The sequence below is a fragment of the Streptococcus sp. HMSC065C01 genome, assembly GCF_001813525.1.
GTDB classification, from domain to species: domain Bacteria; phylum Bacillota; class Bacilli; order Lactobacillales; family Streptococcaceae; genus Streptococcus; species Streptococcus parasanguinis_V.
In genome coordinates, this window is the sequence record NZ_KV812859.1 from 308383 (window position 1) to 328016 (window position 19634).

The following is a 19634-nucleotide window of genomic DNA, read 5'->3' on the forward strand; positions in this document are numbered from 1 at the left end:
TCCGTACTCACCTAAGGAAAGTTTCTAAGATGCTTTTTCTATTATCTCAAAGCTTTTAACAAATAACCATATCCTTCTTGCTCCATCTCTTCTTTTGGAATAAAGCGCAGAGAGGCCGAATTGATACAATAGCGTAGGCCACCTTGGTCTTTTGGTCCATCGGTGAAGACATGGCCGAGGTGGGCATTGCCTGAGCGGGAACGAACTTCGATCCGCTCCATCCCGTGGCTATGATCCTGGTAATAGTGGACGACATCTTTGGCAATGGGACGGGAGAAACTTGGCCATCCACAGCCAGACGCAAACTTATCCTTGGCAAAAAAGAGTGGCTCCCCCGTCGTAATATCCACATAGATCCCCTCTTCAAAGGTCTGATCATAGGCATTGTGGAACGGACGTTCCGTCGCGCTTTCTTGGGTGACTTGGTACTGCTCTGCTGTCAGTTTCGCTTTTAGGGTTTCTTGATCTGGCTTCTGATAGGCTGACGGATCAATCAAGGGTTGGGCTGCATCTGTCACATCGATATGGCAATAGCCTCCAGGATTCTTCTTGAGGTAGTCTTGGTGGTAGTCCTCAGCCAAGATATAGTGGCGCAAGGGTTCCAACTCAACCGCGATTTTGTGGCCCAGTTGCTTCTCTTCTTCCGAAAACACTTGGGCAATCACTTCACGGTCTGCTTCGTCTGTATAATAGACACCGGTCCGATATTGGCGGCCTCGATCATTTCCCTGCTTGTTAACGGACAAGGGATCGATCACCCGGAAATAGTAGAGCAGAATCGCCCGTAGGGTGATTTTATCTGGATCGTAGATGACTTGTACAGTCTCTGCGTGATCCGTTTCCTTGATCAGTTGGTAGTTGGTCGTTTCTACCTGGCCATTGGCATAGCCCACCGTCGTCTGTTCTACACCAGGGATCCGTGAAAAATATTCCTCTAAGCCCCAAAAACAGCCACCTGCTAAATAAATCTCTGCCATCTTTTTTCCTCGCTTCCTGCATTCCCTACAAGGAACGCTTCTTACTATTAGCTCCATCATAATCCAAGAGCCTCAGATTTTCAAGGATTCTGCATCAAAAATCCCTTCTACTATATGTAAAAGGGATTCAATCCTTCTTATTTTTCAAATAAGAAAAAGAGCGAGTAATAAAAATTCCAAAACGATAGGGTTAACTGATGTAGAAAATCATGAAGGACTACCATGACCAACACCTCCTCTGAATATCTGTGGACAAGCACCAGGTTAGTATCAACTACAACACCACCGTCGGTCCGTAGACCTGTAACTGAGGTTTCACAACCTCGTAATGCCAGTGATCATAAGCTCGCCAAGCTTGAAAGGCCTCTTCGTTCAATGCTAGCCCGCCCAGACCAATCAATAGACTGGCGGTCTGATAAAACTTTTCCAACTTAATCAACAGACGATTGTCTACCCGCCTAGCCTTTCGTAAACCTTTCAACATCTGATCTAGATTTTCTCGAAATCGAAGGGTATCTGAACTAGGGGTGAATCCCTTAGAAAAGGCTGTTTGAAGAAGGGTGATCGTCGTTCTTGCCTCTTGAATCACATCCCTTTCTTCCATAGAAATCACCTTCCTTTTCACCTCCATTGTACACCTTTTTCTCTCTATAAAAATGGAAAATTCCTAAAACTAGGAACAGAATGAGGTTGGGTCAAAAGTCCTAGCCTCTCAATTATTTTTGGATTGTCGAGCAAGACGCAGTGGTTGAGCGAGCTCTACTACACTGGTTTCATCAGCTTTTACAGCCCTACTCAACTGTGCGGAGGTGGGACGACGAAATCGAATTCTAACGAATGACCAATTTCTGTCCCACTCTCTAAAAAACTTCCCCAAGTTTCCACTTGAGGAAGTTCTTTTCGAAAGATTAGTCAATGTAGTGCAATTTCCCACGGAAGTCTTCCAGGCTTTGGTAGCCTTTTTCTTCCATGATGGCTTTGAGCTCCGCAGTGATGCGTTCAAATGCTCCTACTCCTTCTTTATGAAGCGTCGTGCCGATTTGCACCATACTAGCCCCACAAAGGATATGTTCAAAGGCATCGCGACCGGTCAAGACACCTCCTGTCCCCACAATCTGAATTTCTGGATTCAGACGTTGGTAAAAGGCATGGACATTGGCGAGAGCCGTTGGTTTGATGTATTCTCCACCAATCCCACCAAATCCGTTCTTAGGACGAATCACCACGGATTCATCCTCGATGTAGAGGCCATTTCCGATCGAATTGACGCAATTGACAAACTTGAGCGGGTATTTGTTAAAGATCGCTGCTGCTTGATCAAAATGAACGATATCAAAATAAGGTGGCAACTTGATGCCTAGAGGTTTGGTGAAATAGGCAAAGACCTCAGACAAGATCCGATCTGTCGTATCAAAATCATAGGCGATCTGAGGTTTCCCAGGGACATTGGGACAAGATAGGTTCAACTCTGTCAAGCCTTTAAAGTCACTATCTTGCACCTTTTTCAAGATGGTATGAGTTTCTTCAGGAGACATGCCGACGAGAGATAAGAAGAAGGTCCGGTCTGGATCCGTTTCTTGCAACTCCAATAAGTAATTCAAATAATAGTCCAACCCTTGGTTAGGTAGCCCCATTGAATTGATCGAACCAAGCGGCACATCTTGGTAGCGTGGCTCTGGATTACCAGCACGGAATTCTAAGGTCGCTGTCTTGGTCACAAAGGTCCCCGCAGCTGAGTTCTTCACTTCTTCTAATTCCTCAGTGGTCATACAGGCTACACCTGCCGCATTCATCAGGCAGTTGTCAAATTCAAAACCAGCAATTTGCGTTTTTGTCGATACCATCTTGTACTCCTTTTTTGAAACACCACCAACAGAATCGTTCGGGATGCTCTCTATTTTCTTCTTTCATTATACCATCACTTGGAAGCTTCCGGACAATCAAAGCTAAAAATTCTTCCAAATATTCGGACTTTCCTAGTCGCGATAAAATTTTCAGAAAATTCAACTTTTTTCTTTACAAGCCAAAAAAAGTCTGCTATAATGATCCATGTAATAAAACATGACATTGTTTGTCAACTGTCTCAAAGCCACTCCCCTAGCGGGTTTGCTGGTTTTCGTTTCATTCACAAAGGAGAATTAACATGACAACTGCTAAAGAATATATCCAAAGCACTTTCGAAACTGTAAAAGCTCGTAACGGCCACGAAGCTGAATTCCTTCAAGCTGTTGAAGAGTTCCTCAGCACTTTGGAACCTGTTTTTGAAAAACATCCTGAATACATTGAAGAAAACATCTTGGCTCGTATTACAGAACCTGAACGCGTAATTTCTTTCCGTGTTCCTTGGGTTGACCGTGAAGGAAATATCCAAGTAAACCGTGGTTACCGTGTTCAATTCAACTCTGCTGTAGGTCCTTACAAAGGTGGTCTTCGTTTCCACCCAACTGTTAACCAAGGGATCTTGAAATTCCTCGGATTCGAACAAATCTTCAAAAACGTCTTGACTGGCCTTCCTATCGGTGGAGGTAAAGGTGGATCTGACTTCGATCCTAAAGGAAAAACTGACGCTGAAGTGATGCGTTTCTGTCAAAGCTTCATGACTGAATTGCAAAAGCACATCGGTCCTTCTCTTGATGTCCCAGCTGGTGATATCGGGGTTGGTGGACGTGAAATCGGATACCTTTACGGTCAATACAAACGCCTTCGCCAATTCGATGCTGGTGTCTTGACTGGTAAACCTCTTGGTTTTGGTGGTAGCTTGATCCGTCCAGAAGCAACTGGTTATGGTTTGGTTTACTACACTGAAGAAATGCTCAAAGCAAACGGTGATAGCTTTGCTGGTAAGAAAGTCGTGATCTCAGGTTCTGGTAACGTTGCTCAATACGCTCTTCAAAAAGCAACTGAACTTGGTGCAACTGTTATCTCTGTATCTGACTCAAACGGTTACGTGATCGACGAAAACGGTATTGACTTCGACCTTCTTACAGACGTCAAAGAAAAACGTCGTGCACGTTTGACTGAATACGCTGCAGAAAAACCAACTGCTAAATACTACGAAGGTTCTGTATGGACTTATGCTGGTAACTATGACATCGCTCTTCCATGTGCAACTCAAAATGAAATCGATGGCGATGCTGCAAAACGTTTGGTCGCTCAAGGTGTAAAAGTTGTCTCTGAAGGAGCAAACATGCCAAGTAACATCGATGCCATCAACGTATACAAAGAAAATGGTATCCTTTACGGACCTGCTAAAGCAGCCAATGCTGGTGGGGTTGCTGTATCTGCTCTTGAAATGAGCCAAAACAGCCAACGTCTTTCATGGACACGCGAAGAAGTGGACGGACGTTTGAAAGACATCATGACCAACATCTTCAACACTGCTAAAACAACTGCAGAAACTTACGGTCTTGGTAAAGATTACCTTGCAGGTGCTAACATCGCTGCCTTTGAAAATGTCGCAAACGCGATGATTGCACAAGGTCTTGTTTAATCAATCGATATTTTTCTTTGAGACCTCCGGGTCTAAGCCTCTCAACTCCTGAAACCAGTGTGTTTCAGGAGTTCTTTTGTAGTCTCTGATCTCTGTGAGGGTAACTGACCCTAAATGATAAGAGTCCTTTTTAAAGACAAAGATCTCGACCTTCTGTAGTGAGAAGATTTGAGCCCTCTCTTTTTCTGTATCTTTTTCTAAAAAAATTTTATTTTTTTTACTTTACCCCCTTGCATTTTAAATAAATTAGTATTAAACTATAGCAAAAGGAGGTGTGCTTATGTTTCTTTTAGCTCAAGAAAAATCAGATACGATCGAATTCCTTAAGTCTGAATTGGTCCAATTACTCTCCAATATGCGACAAGAAATCGCAGCTAGCCGTCAATCACAGACCGGTGCAGCTTGCCATCATATTGAATATTGCATGGATAAGATCCAAAGGGCAAAAAGTTCCGTAGCCATTGCCCTCCCCATCGAATCCTTAAATCTTGAAATCACGACTATGCTGCGCAAGCAACTCATCGTCTTACCACCAGAGGCTCGAAAAAATTGGGACCAAATTAAAAAGCTGGATTTCAAATACTGCCACTTAAAATAGACCAAAAAAGAGAGTGGGACAGAAATCGGTAATTCGTTAGAATTCGATTTCGTCGTCCCACCTCCGCACAGTTGAGTAGGGCTGTAAAAGCTGATGAAATCAGCGTAGTAGAGCCCACTCAACCACTGCGTCTTGCTCGACAATCCAAAAATAATTGAGAGGCTAGGACTTTTGTCCCAGCCTCTTTTTTGTGTTAAAAAATATAAAAATTGGTTCATAAATTAATTTATTCGATAGAATTATCAATCGTCTACTTAAACTTTCCGCTGTGAGAAAAGTGCCTGAAACACAATTGTTTCAGGCACTCGGGAGTTTTGAGACCTTAGGCTCAAAACTAAGTCATGGAACTTCATCGAAGTTCGCTGACGTCCGTTCTCACCTAAGGAAAGTTTCTAAGAGGAGCTTGTCTACATTCTAATTTCTGAGCTTTTCTTATTACATGATCCCGTTCTTTCCTGTCGGTAGGCTAATCCCTGCTTCCATCAAGGCATCATGGTAGAGTTTATAGTAGGTATGATAGACAGTCGTCTGGGTTCCATTTTGCGCAGTCATAGCAATGCGGAAGGAATAACGACCATTTTTTTCAATCTGTGGGCCTAAAATCGTAGGACCTGTCAACACTTCTGGGTGTTTGTCTTGTTGAGACTGGTTGACCTGAGCAATCACCTGATAGATCTTATCGAGATCGGTATTCGCATCTAGCGGAATATCCACCAGCACGCGCATATCACCACGTGAGAGATTGCTGACGACAGTGATATTGCGATTCGGAACAAAGTGGAGAGTCCCATCAAAGTCCCGCACCTGGGTCGTGCGAATCCCGACACTGCTGACGATGCCGGCAATATTAATAGACCCATTCGTGAGACGAACATTGTCTCCCACGTCCAACTGGCGTTCTAAAAGGATGAAGAAACCATTGACCAAATCGGAAAGAAAACCCTGGGCTCCCATCCCAATCGCCACCCCAGCAATCCCAGCACCAGCCAAAAGACTAGAGACTGGAAGACCCAGAATCGACAAAATCCAGTAGATCAAGATGAAATACAAACAATAGTTTAAGAGGCTCTCAACCAAACGGAGAATCGTTTTTTTACGGGCTTCATCCTGCACCGTATACTTAAAGGAAGGGGTTAATATCCGCTTGACCAGGCTATGGATGACCTTTTTAGCGATAAAAAATAAGAGAAAGACAAAAATCAGAGAGATACATTTTGATATCAGATCATCAAAAATCTTCGTCCAGTCTATTTTACTGAAATAACGTTGGAAAGCTTGACTCATTTATTCGGGCCTTTCTACCAAAGAATAGTATGATTATATCAAATATTCGGAAATAAGGCTATTTTTTAAAAATCTCATTGCTTTTCCCCCCTCACTATCGTATAATATTCCTTAATTATTTTTTAAGGAGGTCTTACATGATTCATCGATTGATTACCACTTGGAATAAAACCAACCTTATGAAAAGGATCGCAATCGGGATTGTACTTGGAGTCATCCTAGCACTTCTCTTTCCGAAAGCAACTGGCATTGGACTCTTAGGAGAGTTCTTTGTTGGGGGGCTCCGTGCGATCGCACCTCTTTTGGTCTTTGCACTCGTCGCAAATGCCCTCTCCCAACACCAAAAAGGGACAGAGACTAATATGAAAAAAGTCATCGTCCTCTATCTCCTAGGAACCTTTGCTGCTGCCTTCGTTGCTGTTTTGGTCAATTACATCTTCCCGATCACCATTACCCTGACTGGAAAGGCCGCTGAAGGATCCTCTCCAAACGGGATTGGCGAAGTGATTAGTAACCTCTTGCTCAAGATCGTCGACAACCCGGTCAACGCCTTGCAGCAAGCCAACTACATTGGAATCCTTTCTTGGGCTACTGTCTTTGGGATCGCCATGAGAGAGGCGAGTGAACATAGTAAAGACCTCCTCCAAACTCTAGCAGACATCACTTCAAAAATCGTTGAGTGGATTATCAACCTAGCTCCATTTGGGATCTTAGGCTTGGTCTTCACGACCATCGCTGGCCAAGGACTCAGTGCCCTTAGCAACTACGGGATTCTCTTACTTGTTTTGGTTGGTACCATGGCTTTTGTAGCCCTGGTCATCAATCCATTGATCGTCTTTTTCATGATCCGAAAGAACCCTTATCCCCTTGTTTTTAAATGCCTCCGTGTCAGTGGAGTAACAGCCTTCTTCACTCGAAGCTCTGCAGCCAACATCCCTGTCAATATGCGTCTCTGTGAAGAATTGGGGCTGAATCCAGACACCTATTCTGTCTCCATTCCACTTGGTTCAACTATAAACATGGCAGGCGCAGCCGTGACGATCAATATTTTGACGCTAGCTGCTGCCAATACCTTGCACATTCAGGTTGACTTTGGAACGGCGCTCATCCTGAGTGTCGTAGCGGCTATCTCTGCTTGTGGAGCATCTGGAGTTGCGGGAGGATCTCTCCTTCTCATCCCTGTTGCTTGTAGCCTTTTTGGTATCACCAATGATTTGGCCATGCAAGTCGTCAGCGTCGGCTTTATCATCGGGGTCATCCAAGACTCTTGCGAAACAGCCCTCAACTCTTCGACAGATGTGCTCTTCACCGCCATCGCCGAAATGAGTAGCTGGCCAAAAGAAAAACGCTATTAAATGATCCTATCTCAAATAGACAAGAAAACCCAGACCTTGCGATCTGGGTTTTCTTATTTCTTAAAGTATTGTTTGCTTTCTTTGATGATGACAGGGGAGAGAGCTAAAAGGGCGATCAGGTTGGGCAAAGCCATCAGCCCATTCACAATATCCGCAATCACCCAGACCAGATCCAGCTTAAGGAAGCCTCCTAGTCCAACCATAAAAACAAAGAAGGTCCGATAGAGGTTGATATGTTTGACACCAAATAGGAATTCAAAACACCGCTCTCCGTAATAAGACCATCCAAGAATAGTCGTGGTCGCAAAAAGCACCAAGCATAGCGTCAGAATGATACCTCCGACTGGGCCAAAGACGCCTGTAAACGTATCCTGAGTCAGGGTACTAGTGCTGCCCTTAGCCATCCACTCACCTGAAACCAGGAGCGAAAGTCCTGTCAAACTACAGATGATAATGGTATCAATAAAGGTTCCTGTCATCGAGATCAAGCCCTGCTCGACGGGCTCATTGCTCTTCGCTGCGGCGGCTGCAATGGGTGCAGATCCGAGACCCGATTCATTAGATAAAACTCCACGCGCCACCCCTTTTTGGATAGCCATTTTGACCGTTGCTCCTGCAAAACCTCCCATGGCTGCAGTTCCTGTAAAAGCACCAGAAAAGACTGCTTTTAAGGCTGGAAGCAATTGGTCCAGATGCAAGACAATAATCGTGATAGTCGCAAAGATATAGGCAGCAGCCATAAAAGGAACCACTTTTTCAGAGACTTTGGAAATCCAGTGAATCCCTCCAAAGATGATGGTCGAAACCACTAGCGCAATCACTACACTAGCCACTTCTGGAGCTGTTCCAAAACTAGCTTGAAGGGATCCCGTAATGGAATTAACCTGGGTCATGGTTCCGATCCCAAAGAGGGCCACCAAAAATCCTGCAACCGCAAAGAAAATAGCTAATGGTCGCCACTTCTCTCCCATCCCGTGAAGAATGTAGTACATGGGACCACCCGAGATATGACCGTTGTCATCCTTGGTCCGATAACGAATGGCTAAGAGCCCTTCTGCATACTTGGTCGCCATTCCAAAGAAGGCTGCCATCCACATCCAAAAGAGGGCACCTGGGCCACCTGTCTGAATCGCTGTAGCCACCCCTACAATATTCCCCGTCCCTACAGTAGCCGCTAGAGCTGTCGCAAGGGCTCCGAAACTCGAGATATCCCCGTGTCCCTCATCTTCTGTAAAGATCAGGCGAAAAGCTTTTGGAAGGTAGCGTATCTGAAGCAAACCCAAGCGAAGGGTCAGGTAGATCCCTGTTCCTACCAAGAGCACCAACAGCGGGGCGCCCCACACTAGATTATCGAGCTGCTGAAAAAACTGCAATACATGATCCATTTTCTGTCTCCTTTTTCATCGACCGCTCGACAGCAAAGAGAAAAAGAAAGAGCACATGTCAAACATGTACTCTGGTCCTGCTTAAAACAGAGGCTTTCCCTATCTTTCGCTCTGTCCTTTTACCTGAGAGTTTGAGTAGATGCATCCTCTACCTTGCCCCTTCGGTGCCATTTATGGTCTCTCCAGAGTTCCGTCCATTCACAGTCACTCGCGCTCCTGCAAACTTCATTCGGTCGTATGTAATTTTCTCTATTTTAATTGATTTTCAAAAGTTTGTCAATCGTTTCTGAAAACATCTTGCAAACCATCTGAAAATTTACTCTTTTTAATCACTCAGGGAGAAGTGATTGGTCATGAGGTTGCTAGCATCGAGCAAAATCTTGTCCAAGAGTTGATCTGTCGCTTCCTGGATTTGATCACTCATAGCTTGGTTTTCCGCCTCAAAATCAACGGTTTCACCTGCTGCAAGTGCACGATCAACTTTATTGATGCGCGCATGACCCCAGGCCATTGTCGTTTCTTGGTAATCGTCCAAATCACCAACATGGTGAGCATAGTGAGGATCTGCTAGTCCTGCAATAATCCGGTTGGCCCAGTAGAAGGAATCCGTTGTTACCTTAGCTGTCGTATTGGCAAAGTAGTCTGGTGTTGTATCCACTTGGGTAAAGAAAGGAACGGCTGTATTGTAAGGCATGGAGCCATAAGAAATCCATTGGATACCTGTCGTTTCTTGTGGTTTATTGGGACGCAATTGCAGAATCGCTGTCTGGCTGGTCCGGTTGATCCCGATCGTCCGGAAGGTCCGTTGACTCACGTGATCTCCTTCAGGTCCATAAGGATCGTAGATAGTGTCTTGGTAGTGGTTGCTCAAAACATATTTGACATCTTCAATCGTCACCTTGCGATAAGGTTTTTGACACCAAGGAATCTCGAAGCTCCGTGGATCCTGCTCAATTTCAGGATTGAGGAAACGCTGGATGGCCCAAGCCCGCGGTGTATTGTAGTGGCGGTCCTTGTCTTTTTGGCTACCAAAGGCATAGCGTGGATTAAAACCTTTCCCTTCTTGATCCAGAATCAAATGGTGCTCTGTGACAAAACGTTCAAGATCCGGGTCACAGAGAAACTCATCTGGATTGCCAAATTCAAAATAATCACTTCCCAGTTGGTTCGGGTTGGTCACATAGGCATCATCAGGGACACGGCGCGCCATCCAGTGGTGACCTCCGATGGTCTCCAACCACCAGATTTCATTCACATCTGAAATCGCAATCCCGTTAGACTCATAGGTTCCATACTCTTCTAAAATCTTTCCGAGGCGCAAGACCCCTTCGCGGGCGGTCTTAACATAAGGCAAGACCAAGGTCAGCATGTCTTCCTCACCTATGCCACTCTCTACAAGAGGATCTGCCCCTAGCACACGGCTATTGGTCGTAATGGTCTCTGTCTCACTCATAGCTACATTATAGATATTGATCCCAGCTTCTCCCCAGATCCCGTCCTTAGGAATCGCATCTGGAACCGATGTATAGCGAACTGGATTATCTGGCAAGTCGATTTCAAAAGTTGATAATACTGACTTGTAATGACGCGGTTGCTCTTCCGGTTTGACCACGATCAATTTCTTGGGCGTAAAAACGCCATTTTGAGAATCCTCTGTTCGTGCTACAATGGTCGAACCATCATAGCTAGCATTTTTTCCGACTAGAATCGTTGTACACGAATCAGCACTTTCACGTTTACGCATGCGTATCCTCCCAAATCATTCATTGCCTCTATTATAGCACTTTTAAAAGGGAGGACCTACTGAAAATCAGATTTAAAAGCGAATCCTTTTCAACAACTTTCAAATATTTTCATTTTATAAAATTTTAAAAAACCTAGCTGATAAACAGCTAGGTTTCGATTATCCTTTAAACGTGACAATGGTCGCGCCGCTTCCACCTGCATTTTGGGGGGCATATTCAAAACTTTTGACGTGTTTGTTGCGGCGGAGGTACTTGGTCACCCCTTCACGGATAACTCCCGTTCCGATCCCGTGGATGATATCGACTTGGGCCATGTTGTTGAGCAGGGCCTGATCGATAAAGCCATCTAGCTCTTGCATGGCCTCTTCATAGCGTTTTCCACGGAGGTCCAGACGCGCTCTCGGTCCGCTCGTGTTCGAACGTTTGACGACATTCACCTGACGTTTCTTAGGTTGAGCCGCTTCTTTTTCAGCCTTGATGAGGTTGAATTCTTTTTCTTCCAAGGTCATCTTGATCAAGCCAACTTGTGCCTCCCAGCGACCATCTTTGAGTTGCTTGACTAGGGTTCCGCGTTGGCCATAGCTGATAACCAAGATTTCATCACCTACCTTAGGAGCACGCGCCTTTTTGGCTTTTTTCAAGACTTTATTTTTAGAAAGGTCGACGGTTTCAGGAGCGAGTTTTTTCAACTGAGCCTTGGCCTCAATGATCTCATGTGGTTTTAACTGGGATTTAGCGTGAAGCCCTTGAAGGATACGGTCACTCTCTGAGAGGGCCATGTCCACAATTTCCTTGGCCTCTTCTCTTGCCTTATTGAGCTCTGTTTCTCTCTCTCTGGTCAATTCGTTATAGAGCTTTCGAAGAGCGCGATTGAATTTGAGATTTTCTTGCTCGACCTCTTGAATGGTATCCAAGCGCTTGCGACTTTCTAAGGTCTGCGCCTCCAATTTTTCAATAATCTGATTGACATCGTTATCCGTATTGGTCATCTTCATGGCATCCTGGATAATGGTCTCAGACAAGCCCAAACGGCGGGCAATTTCAAAGGCATTGGAGCGACCAGGAACCCCTTGCATGAAGCGATAGGTCGGACGCAGACTCGCTGTATCAAACTCCATACTGGCATTTTGCACTCCTGCAGTCTCAATTCCATAAGCCTTGAGCTCTGGATAGTGGGTCGTCGCCATGGTCTTAATCCCGCGTAATCGCAGGTCTTCTAGGATGGCAATAGCAAGGCCAGCCCCCTCTTGAGGATCAGTTCCAGCCCCCAACTCATCCAGAAGGATCAAGGAGGCGGTATCCACTTGATTTAAGATAGATACGATATTGGTCATATGACTGGAGAAGGTCGACAAGCTCTGCTCGATCGATTGTTCATCTCCAATATCTGCAAAGACCTGTGAGAAGATCCCCACACGACTACCTGGATCCGCTAGGATGGGAAGACCAGACTGGGCCATAATTTGCGCTAGTCCCAGCGTTTTTAGCATGATGGTTTTCCCCCCTGTATTGGGACCGGTAATCACAATTTCTGTCAAGTCCTCGGTAAAATGCAGGTCATTCGCGACGGCATTTTCAATCAAGGGATGACGTAATTGCAAGAGCTGAATAGAGCGATTGTTACTAACCTCTGGTACCACTGCCTTATAATCGCGCATAAAGCGATACTTGGCCTTGATCAAGTCTAAGTGACCGATAATCCAAGCATTATTTGCAATCTCTGCTGCATGAGGGCGCAGGGTGTCAGACAATTCCTCCAGAATCTGAATGATTTCATAGCGTTCATCGGCTCGATGGTTGGCGATTTCTTCATTGAGATTGACGACTGCTCGAGGCTCGATATAAACGGTATTCCCACTGGCTGAGATATCGTGGACCACCCCTGCAATCCGGTTGCGATAGGTGTTTTTTACTGGTAGAACATTGCGGCCATTCCGACTAGCAATCACAGCATCCGCCAACATATCGGCCTTGCTTTTCAGCAGATCTTGTAGAATCTCTCTGACCTGGTGTTCATTTTCCTGGATTCGACGACGAATTTTGGCCAATTTTTCACTGGCAAAAGACTCGACAAAGCCACCTTCGTTGATAGCTTGAAGCCCACCTTGTAGGCGAGGTAAATCCACCAAGTTGTCAAAGAGGCGATTGAGCCTTTCCAGACGGACATTTTCCAAGTTGTCGTAGAAATCCTTGAGCTCATGTGTCACCCGAAGAACAGCTTTTAGCGCTAGTAATTCATCGATATTGAGGGATGCCTCCATCTCCAAACGCTTGGCCACTGGACGGACATCTTGAATGGTCGATACGGCAAAGCGAGGCTCTTCCAAGAGGATCTGCTCCATATCTTCTAGCTCCATAAAGGCCGTTTCGATGCTTTCTTTTTTATCAGTTGGAGTAAGGGCTGATAGCTCCATCTCCCCTTGTTCTGTCTGTAGATAGGGTTCAAAGAGTTGCTTGACCTTGTCAAACTCCAGAATATCTAAGATTTTTTTATTCATATTTCTCCTACAAAAAAAGTGAGCGTCCTTCCTTGAATCGGACTTGTCTCACTCCTTTCTTCATTTTTGCTCCTTAAGCTCCGATAATCGCAGTCACCCACAAGTTGTGGAACAGACTGGAACTGATCGGGGTATGAAGGATGATAAAGCGGATCAATCCACTTGCATTTAGTCTATTTTGGATGGAAGCCATGGGAACCGTTGAGAGGACAGTCAAGCCCATCTGGATGACCAAGAGAGTTATCACGACGGCGATCACACCCGCTCCAATTTGATACTTGCGATCCTCCAGTTTTTCTGGCTGAGGTACCAAGTGCATAAAGATCCCAATCACACGACCAATCAGGTAGATCATCGCAAAAATCAACACATAAGCTAAACCTGCATAAAAGATGTCATCTAATTGAAATAGGTAGCGGTTGGCATAAAAATAATTCACCGATTGCTGGGTGGGACTCGAAAAAGGAACCCATAGAGACAACACCTTGGCCAGTCCCTTGTAGCTGCCACCTGCAATCAAGAGGGCCACTAAGGTCACTAGAAAGTAATAGGACTGGAGGATAATCCCTCTTGCATAGCCAATATAAAAGCTCCATGCCAAAATCAATAAGATTAAGAAAGTTAACATGTATCTCCTCTTATTTGGATGATTTATCCTTTAAGTCGTCTAAAGCCTTGCGACGAAAATCATCTAATTCTTTTTCTTTGTCGTCAAACTCGATCTCGCGATTCAGTTGCATGGACAAACTGTTTACTGCCAATAAGATCGCGATGGTTTCATCATCTGCCTCTGGCATTTGTTCCTTAATTGCTTGGTATTTTTCTTTCGCAACACGTTCGACTTCTTCCATAAACAAATTATCATGGTTGGTTGTTAAAGTGAGCGCTTTGTTTCCAAATGTAAATTTATATCTATTTAAGCTCGCCATAAAAATCACCTCACGGTATTATACCAAAAAAGGCTAGCTTTGTCAGTAGCAAAGCCCCTCTTCACAGGGATTTTCCAGTGGATTCTTTCTTTCTTTTTGCTCCCTCTCTCCCTGAATTTGTGGTACAATAGTGGTTATGGAAAGTATGACACTCACTCCAACACAGGAGCAAATCCTTGATTTTGTCCATACCTATCGCCGTTCTCTCTCTCAAAGCAAGAACCCTCATATGGATTATTTCTTTCGACTAGAGGGAGCGACCGTTTCGATCTACAAGTCTGGAAAAGTCTTGCTTCAGGGCAATGACCTTACTCCTTACCTAGCCTTTTTCGGGCAAGATGCTGGGAACCCTAAAGGTTCTACTACTTCATCTGCAGGACAAGATCTAGCCATGATCGGAACCGACGAGGTCGGAAACGGCTCTTATTTTGGTGGACTCACCGTCGTTGCATCCTTTGTCACACCTGACCAGCACGACTGGCTCAAAAAGCTCGGTGTGGGGGATTCAAAAACCTTGGATGATCGAAAAATTCAGCAATTGGCTCCTCTCCTTGAGGAAAACATCCAGCACCAAGCGCTCTTATTGTCCCCTAAGAAGTACAATGAAGTGATCGCTTCTGGTTACAATGCTGTTTCGGTCAAAGTGGCCCTGCACAATCAGGCTATCTATCTTCTATTGAATAAAGGAATCCAAGCAGAACGAATTGTGATCGATGCCTTTACGACGGCTAAAAACTACCAAAAATACGTGAAAGCTGAAAAAAATCAGGTCACCCAAGCCATTGAGTTGGAAGAAAAAGCAGAAAGCAAATATTTAGCGGTTGCAGTTAGTTCCATCATTGCCCGCAATCTCTTCCTTCAAAATCTGGAAGATCTGGGCAAGGAACTGGGCTTTAATCTCCCTAGTGGAGCAGGAGCGAAGTCAGACCAAGTCGCTGCTAAATTGCTTCAGACCTACGGGATGAAGGCTCTGGGTTATTGTGCCAAACTCCATTTTAAAAACACAGAAAAAGCAAAGAAATTACTAGAAAGATAAGTTATGTCAAAAAGAAGTTCAAAACAGTCATCTAGCTCACCAGTGGTGAGATTCCTTAAAGAATGGGGCCTCTTCAGCATCATCGTTGGTCTCATTATCGCCTCTCGCATCTACCTCTGGGCTCCGGTCAAGGTGGACGGCCATTCGATGGATCCAACCCTAGCAGATAGCGAGTATCTCCTTGTGGTCAACCACCTCTCAATTGATCGTTTCGACATTGTCGTTGCCAATGAAAAAGACGACGACGGCAAAACCAAGGACATTGTCAAGCGGGTCATCGGTCTTCCTGGAGATACCATTCAGTACGACAACGATACCCTCTACATCAATGGGAAAAAGACCAATGAGCCCTATTTGAAAGACTACATCGCTCGTTTCAAAAAAGATAAATTGCAATCAACCTACACTGGAAAAGGGTTCGAAGAAAATGGAGAACTCTTCCGCCAATTGGCCAATACAGCCCAAGCTTTTACAGTAGACAAGGATGGCAATCCTAAATTTACCTTGAAGTTGCTCGACGATGAATACCTCCTACTTGGAGATGACCGGATCGTTTCAAAAGATAGCCGTCAAGTCGGAGCTTTCAAGAAAGAACAAATCAAAGGACAAGCCGTCTTTAGACTATGGCCGATCTACCCTTTCAAAACTTATTAGTATAGATTAACAGACTGAGGCTGAGACAAGTATGTCCCAGCCTCGCTTTATAAAAAGGAAAGAAATGATGGAATATTATTTTTCTGGTACTATTGAGCGCATTATTTTTGAAAATCCTAGCAGTTTTTTTCGAATCCTCTTGCTCGACATTAGCGATACAGACGCCGAAGATTTTGATGATTTTGAGATTATTGTGACGGGCACCATGGCAGATATCATGGAAGGCGAAGACTACACCTTCTGGGGGGAGCTGGTCCATCATCCCAAATACGGAGAACAACTCAAAATCAGTCGCTATGAACGTGCCAAACCCTCTAGCAAAGGCTTGGTGAAATATTTTTCCAGCGATCACTTCAAAGGAATTGGTCTCAAAACAGCCCAAAAAATCGTGGACCTCTATGGGGACGATACCATTGACAAAATTCTGGAAGCCCCTGAAAAATTAAAAGAAATCACTGGTCTCTCCAAGAAAAACCGCCTGGCTTTTGTGGAAAAACTTCGTCAGAATTACGGAACGGAGCGCATTCTCGCCCAACTAGCCAACTATGGCATTCCCAATAAATTGGCCTTTCAGATCCAAGATTTTTATAAAGAAGAAACCCTCCAGATCGTGGAGCAACAGCCCTACCGATTGGTGGAAGATATCCAAGGTATGGGCTTTAAAATCGCGGACCAACTAGCCGAAGAATTGGGGATTGCAAGTGACGCCCCTGAGCGTTTCCGCGCGGGCCTGATTCACAGCCTTTTTAGCTACTCTATCGAAACTGGAAATACCTACATCGAAGCCAAGGACCTCCTGCGCTATACCATTGACCTGTTAGAATCAGCTCGGCCAGTAGAATTGGATCCTTCTACTGTCGCCCAAGAATTAGGACGCCTCATCGAGGAAGACAAGGTCCAAAACGTGGACACCAAGATCTTTGACAACAGCCTCTTCTTTGCGGAGGAAGGAATTCGTAGTCATATCGGTCGCCTCCTAGAAAAAGGAAAGCAAGCTTCATTTGACCCTGAGAAAATCAACCAGGCGATTGAGGCGGTTGAAAAAGATTTAGGGATTCGCTACGATGCGATTCAAAAAGAGGCGATTCACCAAGCTATCCAAAACAAGGTCTTTATCCTCACCGGGGGACCGGGGACAGGAAAGACTACCGTTATCAATGGGATGATCAGTGTCTATGCCCAACTCCACCAGCTGGATCTTCGGAAGAAACAAGACCTGCCGATCCTCTTGGCTGCCCCAACGGGACGGGCAGCTAGGCGCATGAATGAGCTGACAGGACTTCCGAGCGCCACCATCCACCGCCATTTGGGGATGACAGGAGATGATGACACCAGCCACTTAGAGGACTATCTGGATGCAGACTTTATCATTGTGGACGAGTTTTCCATGGTTGATACCTGGCTGGCCAATCAATTACTTAGCAACATCGCAACGGATACGAAACTCTTGATTGTGGGAGATGCCGACCAATTACCTTCCGTCAGCCCTGGTCAGGTCTTGGCTGATCTCTTGCAGATCCCAAGCATCCCTCAGACCAAACTCGAACATATTTTCCGACAGAGTGAGGACTCGACCATTGTCTCACTAGCAGGAGACATTCGCCAAGGCAAGCTTCCTCAAGATTTCACAGAACGAAAAGCTGACCGCTCTTATTTCGAAGCCGGAAGCGAACACATCCCTAAGATGATCGAACAAATCACTTCTGCTGCCCTTCGCAGTCAAATCCCTGCACGAGACATCCAAGTCTTGGCACCTATGTACAAGGGCCAGGCCGGCATTGACAATATCAATACGCTCATGCAAGACCTTCTCAATCCAGCTGTCAAAGACCAGGTCGTCTTTGACTCGCCAGACTGCCAATACCGCGATGGAGACAAGGTCATCCATCTGGTCAATGATGCAGAAAGCAATGTCTTTAACGGAGATATTGGCTACATCACCGATCTTCTCCCAGGAAAATATACAGAATCCAAGCAAGATGAATTAACCATCCAATTTGATGGCAATGAAATCGTCTACCCGCGCAATGAATGGTACAAGATTCGCTTAGCCTATGCGATGAGTATTCACAAATCGCAAGGAAGTGAGTTCCCGGTGGTGATTTTACCCATTACCAATCAAAGTCACCGGATGTTGCAGCGCAATTTGATCTATACCGCCATCACGCGCTCTAAGAGCAAGCTGATTCTCTTAGGAGAATACAGCGCCTTTGATTACGCCACTAAAAATACCGGTACTGCCCGCAAGACCTACTTGGTGGAACGCTTCAAGGACCTGGACGGAGGCGAGGTAACCAAAGACTCTTCTTCATCCGTTGCCACTGCTTCTGCTACAGTCGAATCTGCGCGAAGCAAGGAAGAAACTGTTGAAAGGAAGACTGAGCCTGATGAACCGACTGTCTATCGACTGACAGAAGACAATCTCCACACCATCTCTCCTATGATCGGACTGACTGAAGAAGAAATTGCAGCCTTTTTTGACATCAAAAAAAACGACTAGTGAACAAACTAGTCGTTTTCTTTTTCTTCCACCAAAGGCAGCTCAGTATGATCGACGAAATTGGTCATGGTGACACCCAAGAGGCGGATTCCAGTATTTGTCGATTCGATTTCTTGAAAAATTTGGCGAGCGGAACGATTGATCCGCTCAGCATCTCGTGTTGGCTCCGTCAATGTCATTCGCTTGGTCAGGGTGGTGAAGTCTCCATAGCGCACTTTTAAGACCAAGGTCTTGCCTTGCTTGCCGTTTTTTTCCAGCGATTGGGCTACCTTACTGGACAGATTGGCAATTTCTTCTAAAATATCATCTTCAGCATAAAGGAGCTTGCGGTAGGTCCGCTCTTTTCCGATCGACTTGCGGATACGATGGCTCTTGACAGGGTTATTGTGAATTCCTCGCGCCTTGCGGAAGAGATCATAGCCAAAGCGTCCAAACTGATCGATCAAGGTCATCTCCGGGATGGCTAAAAGATCCGCGCCAGTATAGACACCCATCTCATGCAGTCGCTCCACTGTCTTCTTTCCTACCCCGTGAAATTTGGCAATGTCCATCTGGCTCAGGAAATCCTCGGCATCCTCCGGCAAGACCACCGTAAGACCACGGGGCTTTTGGTAGTCACTCGCCATCTTGGCCAAAAACTTATTATAAGAAACACCCGCTGAAGCTGTGAGATGCAACTCTTCCCAGATCGCATGCTGAATCAAGCGAGCGATTTTGACAGCTGATTTGCTCTGGATTTTATTTTCCGTCACATCTAGATAGGCTTCATCAATACTCATAGGCTCGATCAGATCTGTATAGCGCTTAAAAATCTCACGAACCTGTTCGCCCACTTCTCGGTATTTTTCATAATTCCCAGAGATAAAGATCGCTTGGGGACAAAGATCTAGTGCTTCTTTAGAACTCATAGCCGAATGAATCCCATATTTCCGTGCTTCATAGTTACAGGTCGAGACCACACCTCTCCCTCCTGATTGACGAGGGTCCTGGCCAATTACGACAGGCTTCCCCTTTAAACTAGGGTTGTCTCTTTCTTCTACAGCAGCAAAAAATGCATCCATATCAATATGAATAATCTTGCGACTCGTATCATTCACCAATGGAAATATCAGCATTTTTCACCCTCCTTTTTTCTATTATAAGAAGAAAATTTTAGAATTGCAAAAATCGGCCCTTCCTAAAA

General features: G+C 45.2%; 16 protein-coding genes and 1 riboswitch. Of the genes, 6 read left to right on the forward strand and 10 right to left on the reverse strand.

Features of this window, described 5'->3' with window-relative positions:
- Positions 1–41 precede the first annotated feature (41 nt).
- The 3 genes from msrB to HMPREF2918_RS10005 all read right to left on the reverse strand — a co-directional run bounded on the left by msrB (position 42) and on the right by HMPREF2918_RS10005 (position 2821).
- Positions 42–977 (reverse strand): peptide-methionine (R)-S-oxide reductase MsrB, encoded by a 936-nt coding sequence (msrB, locus tag HMPREF2918_RS09995; protein ID WP_070595507.1) that lies wholly within the window; start codon positions 975–977, stop codon positions 42–44.
- Positions 978–1251: 274 nt separating this feature from the next.
- Positions 1252–1608 carry a helicase BlpT gene (locus HMPREF2918_RS10000; protein ID WP_070595509.1) on the reverse strand — a complete coding sequence of 119 codons (357 nt, stop codon included), beginning with the start codon at positions 1606–1608 and terminating at the stop codon, positions 1252–1254.
- Between the two features lie 277 nt (positions 1609–1885).
- Positions 1886–2821: a dihydroorotate oxidase gene (locus tag HMPREF2918_RS10005; RefSeq protein WP_049474144.1), complete on the reverse strand. Its 936-nt coding sequence runs from the start codon at positions 2819–2821 to the stop codon at positions 1886–1888.
- A gap of 299 nt (positions 2822–3120) precedes the next feature.
- Between HMPREF2918_RS10005 and gdhA the strand changes: the two genes are divergently transcribed.
- Complete coding sequence (gdhA, locus tag HMPREF2918_RS10010) at positions 3121–4467, forward strand: NADP-specific glutamate dehydrogenase (RefSeq protein ID WP_049490821.1); 1347 nt, start codon at positions 3121–3123, stop codon at positions 4465–4467.
- Between the two features lie 280 nt (positions 4468–4747).
- Positions 4748–5065 (forward strand): hypothetical protein, encoded by a 318-nt coding sequence (locus HMPREF2918_RS10015; protein ID WP_049490820.1) that lies wholly within the window; start codon positions 4748–4750, stop codon positions 5063–5065.
- Positions 5066–5500: 435 nt separating this feature from the next.
- Here the strand turns inward: HMPREF2918_RS10015 and HMPREF2918_RS10020 are convergent, their stop codons facing one another.
- Positions 5501–6349, reverse strand: a complete 849-nt coding sequence (locus tag HMPREF2918_RS10020) for a mechanosensitive ion channel family protein (protein ID WP_070595511.1) — start codon at positions 6347–6349, stop codon at positions 5501–5503.
- A 137-nt stretch (positions 6350–6486) separates the two neighbouring features.
- Between HMPREF2918_RS10020 and sstT the strand changes: the two genes are divergently transcribed.
- Positions 6487–7704, forward strand: a complete 1218-nt coding sequence (gene sstT / locus HMPREF2918_RS10025; RefSeq protein WP_070595513.1) for a serine/threonine transporter SstT — start codon at positions 6487–6489, stop codon at positions 7702–7704.
- Between the two features lie 53 nt (positions 7705–7757).
- On the opposite strand, the gene HMPREF2918_RS10030 is transcribed toward sstT, so the two are convergent.
- The 5 genes from HMPREF2918_RS10030 to HMPREF2918_RS10050 all read right to left on the reverse strand — a co-directional run bounded on the left by HMPREF2918_RS10030 (position 7758) and on the right by HMPREF2918_RS10050 (position 14261).
- Complete coding sequence (locus HMPREF2918_RS10030) at positions 7758–9089, reverse strand: alanine/glycine:cation symporter family protein (protein WP_070595515.1); 1332 nt, start codon at positions 9087–9089, stop codon at positions 7758–7760.
- A 101-nt stretch (positions 9090–9190) separates the two neighbouring features.
- A riboswitch (glycine riboswitch) is annotated at positions 9191–9285 on the reverse strand.
- Between the two features lie 129 nt (positions 9286–9414).
- On the reverse strand, positions 9415–10833 hold the full coding sequence (locus HMPREF2918_RS10035) for a C69 family dipeptidase (RefSeq protein ID WP_049486530.1): 1419 nt from the start codon (positions 10831–10833) through the stop codon (positions 9415–9417).
- A 159-nt stretch (positions 10834–10992) separates the two neighbouring features.
- Positions 10993–13332: an endonuclease MutS2 gene (locus HMPREF2918_RS10040; protein ID WP_070595517.1), complete on the reverse strand. Its 2340-nt coding sequence runs from the start codon at positions 13330–13332 to the stop codon at positions 10993–10995.
- Between the two features lie 73 nt (positions 13333–13405).
- The gene (locus HMPREF2918_RS10045) at positions 13406–13960 is read right to left on the reverse strand and encodes a CvpA family protein (protein WP_021153876.1); all 555 of its coding nucleotides are present in this window, start codon (positions 13958–13960) and stop codon (positions 13406–13408) included.
- A gap of 10 nt (positions 13961–13970) precedes the next feature.
- On the reverse strand, positions 13971–14261 hold the full coding sequence (locus HMPREF2918_RS10050) for a hypothetical protein (RefSeq protein ID WP_003005477.1): 291 nt from the start codon (positions 14259–14261) through the stop codon (positions 13971–13973).
- Between the two features lie 136 nt (positions 14262–14397).
- Here HMPREF2918_RS10050 and rnhC point away from each other — a divergent pair, with 136 nt between their 5' ends.
- The 3 genes from rnhC (at position 14398) to HMPREF2918_RS10065 (ending at position 18451) form a co-directional block, all read left to right on the forward strand.
- The gene (rnhC, locus tag HMPREF2918_RS10055; RefSeq protein ID WP_070595519.1) at positions 14398–15297 is read left to right on the forward strand and encodes a ribonuclease HIII; all 900 of its coding nucleotides are present in this window, start codon (positions 14398–14400) and stop codon (positions 15295–15297) included.
- 3 nt (positions 15298–15300) lie between these two features.
- Positions 15301–15951 carry a signal peptidase I gene (gene lepB / locus HMPREF2918_RS10060; RefSeq protein ID WP_003008799.1) on the forward strand — a complete coding sequence of 217 codons (651 nt, stop codon included), beginning with the start codon at positions 15301–15303 and terminating at the stop codon, positions 15949–15951.
- 67 nt (positions 15952–16018) lie between these two features.
- A complete protein-coding gene (locus tag HMPREF2918_RS10065; protein ID WP_070595521.1) occupies positions 16019–18451 on the forward strand; it encodes an SF1B family DNA helicase RecD2 in 2433 nt (810 codons plus the stop codon).
- A gap of 8 nt (positions 18452–18459) precedes the next feature.
- Here HMPREF2918_RS10065 and dinB read toward each other — a convergent pair whose 3' ends face one another.
- Entirely contained in the window at positions 18460–19566 is a 1107-nt protein-coding gene (gene dinB / locus HMPREF2918_RS10070; protein WP_024054655.1) for a DNA polymerase IV, read from the reverse strand.
- Positions 19567–19634 lie beyond the last annotated feature (68 nt).